The sequence below is a fragment of the Methylobacterium sp. GC_Met_2 genome (assembly GCF_026540795.1).
In the GTDB taxonomy this organism is placed as follows: Bacteria; Pseudomonadota; Alphaproteobacteria; order Rhizobiales; family Beijerinckiaceae; genus Methylobacterium.
Genome location: NZ_JALNUM010000047.1, coordinates 38165 through 45694, shown reverse-complemented (window position 1 = coordinate 45694; position 7530 = coordinate 38165). Strand labels below are relative to the sequence as shown.

At 70.5% G+C, this 7530-nt stretch carries 7 protein-coding genes; all 7 read right to left on the bottom strand.

The genetic code is table 11. The annotated features are described in order from the left end of the window. Nucleotides 1-439: 439 nt before the first annotated feature. A complete protein-coding gene (gene fae, locus OXS49_RS17025; RefSeq protein ID WP_091713492.1) occupies nt 440-952 on the bottom strand; it encodes a 5,6,7,8-tetrahydromethanopterin hydro-lyase in 513 nt (170 codons plus the stop codon). Between the two features lie 237 nt (nt 953-1189). Continuing rightward, nucleotides 1190-2026: a triphosphoribosyl-dephospho-CoA synthase gene (locus tag OXS49_RS17020; protein ID WP_267425794.1), complete on the bottom strand. Its 837-nt coding sequence runs from the start codon at nt 2024-2026 to the stop codon at nt 1190-1192. Continuing rightward, the gene (locus OXS49_RS17015) at nt 2023-2931 is read right to left on the bottom strand and encodes a RimK family alpha-L-glutamate ligase (protein WP_267425793.1); all 909 of its coding nucleotides are present in this window, start codon (nt 2929-2931) and stop codon (nt 2023-2025) included. Before OXS49_RS17015 ends, OXS49_RS17020 begins: the two co-directional genes overlap by 4 nt. Nucleotides 2932-3249: 318 nt before the next feature. Beyond that, nucleotides 3250-4224: a methenyltetrahydromethanopterin cyclohydrolase gene (gene mch / locus OXS49_RS17010; protein ID WP_243999944.1), complete on the bottom strand. Its 975-nt coding sequence runs from the start codon at nt 4222-4224 to the stop codon at nt 3250-3252. A gap of 18 nt (nt 4225-4242) precedes the next feature. Beyond that, nucleotides 4243-5373 (bottom strand): ATP-grasp domain-containing protein, encoded by a 1131-nt coding sequence (locus tag OXS49_RS17005; RefSeq protein WP_267425792.1) that lies wholly within the window; start codon nt 5371-5373, stop codon nt 4243-4245. A gap of 35 nt (nt 5374-5408) precedes the next feature. Further along, on the bottom strand, nt 5409-6302 hold the full coding sequence (locus OXS49_RS17000) for an NAD(P)-dependent methylenetetrahydromethanopterin dehydrogenase (RefSeq protein ID WP_267425791.1): 894 nt from the start codon (nt 6300-6302) through the stop codon (nt 5409-5411). A gap of 86 nt (nt 6303-6388) precedes the next feature. Beyond that, complete coding sequence (locus OXS49_RS16995) at nt 6389-7366, bottom strand: beta-ribofuranosylaminobenzene 5'-phosphate synthase family protein (RefSeq protein WP_267425790.1); 978 nt, start codon at nt 7364-7366, stop codon at nt 6389-6391. Nucleotides 7367-7530 lie beyond the last annotated feature (164 nt).

The following is a 7530-nucleotide window of genomic DNA, read 5'->3' as shown; positions in this document are numbered from 1 at the left end:
CGTGTTGCTTCTTGGGCCATGCCCCCGGCGCCAATGGCGGGTGGGGACGATGACGCGCGACCTGCCGGACTCACGTATGCCGCGTTCGGAGACAGTCGTCATGGCCAGACGCGACACCCCCTTCGAGCGGAGGCTGCGCGTATTTCCGCCGCGCCTCTCAGTCCGAGGCGCGCGAAGCGGACCTCGCCGGAGAGCACCGGAACGCGCCGCGCTGTCCGAGGATCGCCGCCGTTCAACGACACTGCCGCCTGAGGGGCCGGCTGAGGGGCTGGTTGGAGAACGGAGCGGACGGCAACGCCGGCGACGACAAACGAAAAACGGGACGGCTCTCGCCGTCCCGTCAGGGGCCTACTTATCGGCCGAGGAAGATCGAAGCCAGTCGCTGGAGCAGGCCCCGCGGTGCGGGCGGAGGCTCACTCTGCCCAGGACCGTCTCCGATCTAAGCGTTGGCGGCGAAGGGGTGCTGCGCGGAGTTGCGCTGCTCGGTGACCGTCGAAGCCTTCGGCTCGCCGTTGACGGCGCGCTGGATCGACAGCTTGGTCGCCTCGTAATTGTACTTCTGGATCTTGGCGTCGTCGGCCGCCTCCCAGTGGATGAACACGCCGACCAGGATGAACAGGTCGTCGGCCTCGTCCGCCGGGATGATGCCCTCGGCCACCGCGTCCTGCACGGCCTTGGCAACGCCGTGCTGGGCCGGGCCGAACATCTGGACGGCCTGACGGGCGTCGTTGATGGTGACCTTGTTGAACATCAGGGTGTTCGGCTTGCAGGGCAGGTTCGGCGCGATGACCGCGAGCAGGCTGGTGAAGCCGTGCTTGTTGTTCACGAGGCCGTTGCAGAAAGCCGTCTCGGCCGGCGAACCGCGCGGTCCGATGATGAGATCGATGTGGGCGACCTCGTTGCCGTCGCCGACGAGCGCTTCGCCGACCTGAACCTTGGTGATCTTCGCCATTCGGTGTCTCTCCCTGGATTCCGAAATAGAGCCGCGCGCCGGGGGCGGTGCCGCGGCCGGGAAGCCATCCTTGTTATCGGCGCCCGACCACCGGCCGAGCCGGAAGGGTCGAGCCGGTTGGGCCGGACAGCGCGGCGGACCCTACAGCGGGCACCTGCGGCTCACAACCCGCGCAAGGCTCTGCCGCGAAGGAATTTTTTTAGCCTTCGCCCTTGGAAACACGGGAACTTGCACGGTTCAGGCCAGCGTGGCGCCCGCGCTCGCCAGCGCGTCCCAGAACACGGTCGCGACCGTGAAATCCGCAGTCGTGCCCGGGTTGAGGCCGCGTGCCTTCAGCGACACGTCGAGGGCCAGCAGCGGCTCGACCGGCTGCGCGGTGAGGTCAAGGCCGGCCACGATTTTCTCGACCTCCCGGCGAAGGTCCTCGGCGGCGGCGCGGCCGCGCTTTCGGGCGATGTGGCTATCGGGGACCGACCGGAGATAGGCGAGATGCACGGCTGTGGTGCACCAGGACGGATCAAGCCCCCGCGTCCTTGCCTCCATGAGGGCCGGGAGGCCGATCGCCGTCACGTCGGCGAACCCGGTCCCGTAGGCACGGGCGATGCGGTCCCGGTCGGCGGCCTCCGCCATCGCGTCGTGGAGGGAGGCGGGCGCGTCCGCGGCGACATCGTGCCGTTCCGCCCGGCCGAGGCCGCCGGGATTGGCGAGGTGGATCGCCGCGAAGACCGCCTCCGCGTCCGAACGGTCGAGGGTGTCGAGCAGGGCCGCGATGCCCGTCCCGCGCTCGGCTGCGGCAGCGAGCGGCGCGCAGAGGAGGAGGATACCGAGATTGGTGTTCTGACCCACCGCCGCCATCGTGGCGGCGACCCCGCCGTGGACCCGTTCGCCGATCCCGGCGCCTTGCCGCGCCAGGGGCGGCGCCGAAACCTCGGCGCTGGTGACGAAATCGGCCACCACCATGCGATGACCGGCGGCGAAGGCATGGACGTTGCCGGGCTTGAGGGCATCGAGCTCCGCGAGGCAGGCCGCCTTGTACAGCGTGCCGATCAGCGCGGGGTCGAGCGTGCCGCTCATGCCACCACGAGCCGCGGCCGGCTCGCGCCCCGGACGGCGGCGAGGAAGCCGCGGACAACTGCTGCGGCGATATCGGTCTCGCACACCGTCTGGAGGCCCGACCAGGCCGGCATCGAATTGACCTCCAGGATGGAGAAGCCGCCCTCCCCGTCCTCGACCAGATCGACGCCGGAATAGTCGACGCCGACCGCAGCGGCGGCGGCCTCGGCGAGGTCCGCGGCGGCGCGCGGCATGGCCCAAGGCAGCGGACGGCCGCCCCTGTGGACGTTGGTGATCCAGCCGTCGCCCTCGCGGATCATGCCGGCGATCGCCCGCCCGTCGCAGACGAACACCCGATAGTCGCGCCAGAGCCCATCGCGCCGCGGGACGTAGCGCTGCAGGTAGTAGACCCGGGCCACGGCCTCCTCGTCGGGCAGGTCCTCCGGCCGCTCGATCAGGACGAGCCCCTCCCCCTGCGAGCCGAACAGCGGCTTGAGCACCAGCGGTGCCCCGGGCCGGGCCTCGACCGCCACGAGGGCGGCGGCGGCCTCGCGCTTGGAGAAAACCCAGGTTGCCGGCGTCGGCAGGCCGGCCCGGGCGATGAGCAGCGAGGTGGCGGCCTTGTCGACCGACCGTTCGGTGGCGGTCGGGCTGTTCCACACGGTGACGCCCGCCGCCACCAGGGCGTGCAGCACCCCGAGGCGCATCGTGGTGGCCTCGAACGTGCCGCCCGCGATGGTGCGCATCAGGACCCCATCCGGCAGGGTGTCCGGGAAGCCCGGGACACGCAGGGGCTCGCCGCCGCCGGTGACCACGGCCACGTCGGCCAGGGAGAACAGCACCGGCTCGACGCCCTGCGCCCGGAGGGCCGTCAGCAGGCGGTTCCTGTGCCAATTGCCGTTATCGGCGGCGAGCCCGATATGCATGGAAGTCCTGTTTCGTCACGGTCAAGAGCTGATCCGCGGGTTTCGCCTTGGGGTGACGGTGCTGGCCCTTTCACCATCGGAACGCAACGCTTGGGACGGAACGCGACCGGCTCCCTCTCCCGAGCGGGAGGTGGTTGGGGTGAGGGAGGAGAAGCTTCAGGATCGAGCACGCCATCCCCGCGCAGTCCGGTCGCGCCTCGTCCGGACAGGTCTCGCCCTGTCCCTCTCCCGCTCGGGAGAGGGGACCCGCGCACGATCCTGCACCGGTATCATCGGGCCGGATCCCGCAAAGATCAGAGGGCGAGCGCGTTGGTGGCCTCAGGCGAAGGACGCCTCCACCAGCGTCGGCTCCAGGCGGCCGCCGCGGTAGGTGGCGCCCGAACGCACCGACGTGACGATCGCCTCCGCCGGGGAGAACAGCGCCCCGTCGATCTTGTAGAAGTCGCCGTTCACCCGGGAAAAAATCTCGGCGAAGGGCGCGCCGTGATCGCTCGAGGTGGTGGAGGGCAGCTGCTCGGCGAGGCTCTTGGCGTCCGCATCGTCGGCGTCCACGAAGAGCTGGACCCGGCCACCATAGATGATCGCGTCGTTGGTCCGGCCCATCGCCTTGATGAAGTCGGGATGGGGCGGCGAGAGCGGGGCCGAGCCGATCCCGTCCACGATGGCGTGCAGGTCGAAACCCACCGTGTGGGCCTTGTGAAGGGCGACCTCCAGCACGCGGGCCACCACCTGGGTCGAGCCGGCGAGGCTCTGGGTCGGCGCGAAGATGAAGGTCAGATCTTCCGGCCGCAGACCGGTAGCCTCGGCCACCTTGGCCACGACGCTGTCAGGCGGTCCGCCGGCGGCTTCGAGCACCAGGGCGGTGCTGGTCGCCGAGTCGCGGTAGCCCAGTTCCTGGTACAGATCTTCGACGACCGCGACAGCGCGGCCCGGACCCGAACCGAGGGCGAAGAAGCCGGAATCACCGGTCTCATCCGCGAGGCTCCAGCCCGCATACTGGCTGCCCAGGCAGGCGAGCACCGGATCGGCGGCGTGAACCGTCACCGAGTAGGGCCAGGATGCGATCGGACCGCTCGGCGCGATGGAGACGGTGCCGAGGCCGCCCAGGCAGATCTCGGCGATGCGCCGTCCGGCCTCGATCGAGCCCCGCGCCTGCGCCCCGGCATCGATCATCCGGGCGCCGCCCGCCGCCTGCGACACGGAGAGCCGCAGGGTCGCGGCCTCGGCCACGAGCCGCTCGACCAGCGGGCCTGAGAGCGCGTTGACGCTGGGATAGGATGGGCTGGCACTCATCACGGGGCTTCCTCGAACTTATGTTTTCTGCGCTGCGAGGGCCGCCCGCAGGCGGGCCGTTCGCGATTCCAACAGGTCGAGCGCCTCCGCCCGGTCCGCGCCTTCGGCCAGCACCGTGCAGAGCGGCGCGTCGCGGCGGACCACCGAGCCGGGGCGCGGGCGGTCACGCACGCAGTCCGGCCAATCATGGTCCGGCACAGGCGCAAGCTCCCGGTCGGCGTAACAGATCTGCGCGGCCGCCGCACCCACCGGAGGCGCACCGAGTTCCGGCATCGCGCCCAGGCAGGCGGCGATGTGGGCTTCGAGCAGCGGCACCGCGCGCCGGTCGAGGATATCCAGCGTCGCGCCGGGGCGCGGATTGATCTCCATCATCCACCAGTCGGACCCGTCGACCAGGATGTCGGCGCTGGCGAGGCCCCGCAGCCCGGTCGCGGCAACGATCCGTGCGGTGGCGTCCGCGATCGCGACGACGAGTGCCCCGCACAGAGCCGGCGGCTCGGCGCCGCCGCGGACCAGCGCTCCGGCATAGCGATAGGGCCGGATCGGAGTCGGAGCGCACCATTGCTCGGTCACCGCCAAGATCCGGATCGTGCGGCCATCGGCCAGGACGTTGAGGGCGTGCGCCTGCCCGGGGACGTGCGCCTGGAGATAATGGCCCGGCGGCGGCGTCGACTGAGTCGCCGCGCGGATATGGGAGCCGCCGCTGCCGCCAACCCGCTTGAGCAGCCACCGGGACGGATCGTCCGGCGCACCCATCGAGACCGCAGGGTGCGGCACGTCGAGGCTCGCACACAGGGCGGCGAAGGCGGCCGGATCCTTGAGGCGCGCGATGGTCTCGGCGGAGGCGCCGAGCAGCCGGTGCCGGCGCGCGAATTCGGCCACCAGACCGGGGGCGTCCTCGAAGCCGCTGCCGAGGATCAGACCCATCGAGCCTCCGGCCGCCGCCGCAAGGTCGTCGAGTGCCACCAACGTCTCGGCCGCAGAGGGCGCCATGCCGAAGCGGCCCGGCAGCGGGCGGTAGGCCTCGGCGAAAGCCAGGGTATCGGAATCGCCGAACAGGTCGGCCACGTAGGGCCGCAAGCCAGCACGCCGCGCTGCCTCTGCGAGGGCTCGCCCGGCCTGCGCGGCGATCAGGATCGCGCCCGCCATCCCGATCGGGCTCGTCAGATCGGGCCCGAATGATTTCAGCCGGCGATCTCGACCGCGAGGGTGTAGGCGTCGCGGAAGTCGAGGCAGAGTGGGGTATCGGACGCCAGCATCCGGTCGAACAGGCGGCGCTGCGTCTGGTACTTCACGTTTCCGACCGCCAGCGCGCCGATGCCGACGCCCTTGCCGGTGGGCAGGGGCACGTCCACGGCATTCACGTCGATCCCCGCGATGCCGGCGGGCGGCACGGCGTTGACGTCCGAGGCCACGAGGAGCTTCGGTGCCGATTCGAGATCCTGCGCCGTCAGGATCGGGATGCCGGCGGGCCCGGCCGACAGGATCACGTCGGCGTCCCGGATGGCGACGCGGCGATCCTCCGGCGTTGTCCCGTCGACGGCGCCAACGTCGATGCCGAAGCGCCATTTCATGGTGAAGGCGATCTTCGAGACGCGCTCCTCGCCGTCATGGCCGACCAGCACTGTGGTGGCGCCCTGGAGCGCTCCGATCACCGCCGCCACGTAGGCCACCACGCCGGCCCCGCCGAAGATCACGATGCGCTTGCCCTGAAGACCCGTGTTGAACGTCTGCCGAAGCGCCCGGGAGACCTGCGCCACCATCGCGGCCCCTGTCGTGAACGAGCCCGCCGGATCGGCGAAGACGTGGTTCACGAAGGGCGGCACGAAGGCCTTCTTGGCCCGGTCGACCATGTCGAGGGCGTCCTCGGCGTTCTTGCCGCCGATGAAGATGCCCGTCCGCGTCCCGTCGGCCGGAGACCGCGAGAAAATCGAATCCTGGGTCAGCGAGACCACGTCGGCGAGGCTGACCTCGGTATAGGTCACCACCGTCTCGTAGCCGGCATCCACGGCCATGTTCACGTCGAACGGGCTCATGTGCCGGAGTGGCGTCAGCATATGGAGGATCGAGCGGGCCATGGATTCCCCGTGCGGTGTGCGACCGATGCGTTTTGCCATCGTCCAAACCCGGAGCGGCGTTCCGGGTCAAGCCCGTGAGCGTTCGCTCAAGCCGGACCGGTTACCGAAGCGCCACTGTTTCGGCCGCGGGCGACCACGAACCGGAGGGAGCCTCCGCGGTCGAGATCGGCCACGAGGGCGCGGGCGGCGGCGTCCGAGGGCATGAGCACGAACCCGGTCGGTCCCCAAGAGGACTGGCCGTAGCCCGGTATGCCCTGCGCGGCGACGTTCGCCAGCACCTGTGCCACCGCGGCGCTGGCGTATCGGCCACCCTGGTGAGGCGCGAAATGATCGCCGATTAGGTCCTGAATCCGGGTGATCCCGGCGCCGAAGCCCTGCGGCTCGGCTAGGGCGACGGCGGGCAGAACCTGCATCAGCGTAATTCGGCAGATCTCCGCGGCCTGCGCTTCCGGGAAGCGCGGCAGATCGCGAAACGCTTCGACTTCGCGCACGCCGTGAACGCCGGCCATCTCGGGATCGATGATCAGCACGATCCGCCAGGCATTGGGATATGGCAGGCGCGCAATGACCGGCGGCGGTCCCCCGTCCGATCCGCGTCCGCCATCGACGATCAGGCCGCCCTCCGTGAACGCGCAGAGGCCGACACCGGATCGGTTGCCGCGGTCGAGCGTGGCGGCGAACGAATCTGCGGCGAAGGGCGCCCCGATCAGGCGCGCCATTGCGGCGGCCACCGCCAAACCGAGCTGCGTGCCGGAACCGAAGCCAGCATGGGCCGGGATCGCGCGTTCCACCGCGATGGCGACATCCTCGCCGCCACCGAGATGCGCCGCGGCGGCCCGGACGTAGCCGCGCACGCGTTCCGCTTCCGGTCCCGTGATGGAGGGGTGCAGCGAGCGCCGTGCGGTCAGTGCCAGGGAGGGCTCGTCGATGGCGAGGCCGATGCTTCCGAATCGCCGGCCGAGCCCGCCATGCAGGTCGAGGAAGCCGAAATGCAGCCGCGCCGGTGCTTCAACCCGCACGGCGCCATCTGCGGTGTCTTCGTTCCGCTCGGGGGCGTCGCCCACTGCCAGTTCCTCGCATGCCGCCGGTGCGGCGCGCTTTTCACACGCGGCCTGGGGTAGGGCAACGGTGCCGACCGATCAGAGTTTGGATCGTCGCTTACGGTTTGCCGCGAGACCCTGGAAGGCGGCTGCTGGTGGGGGGGAGATCCGGGATCAAAGGGCGCAGG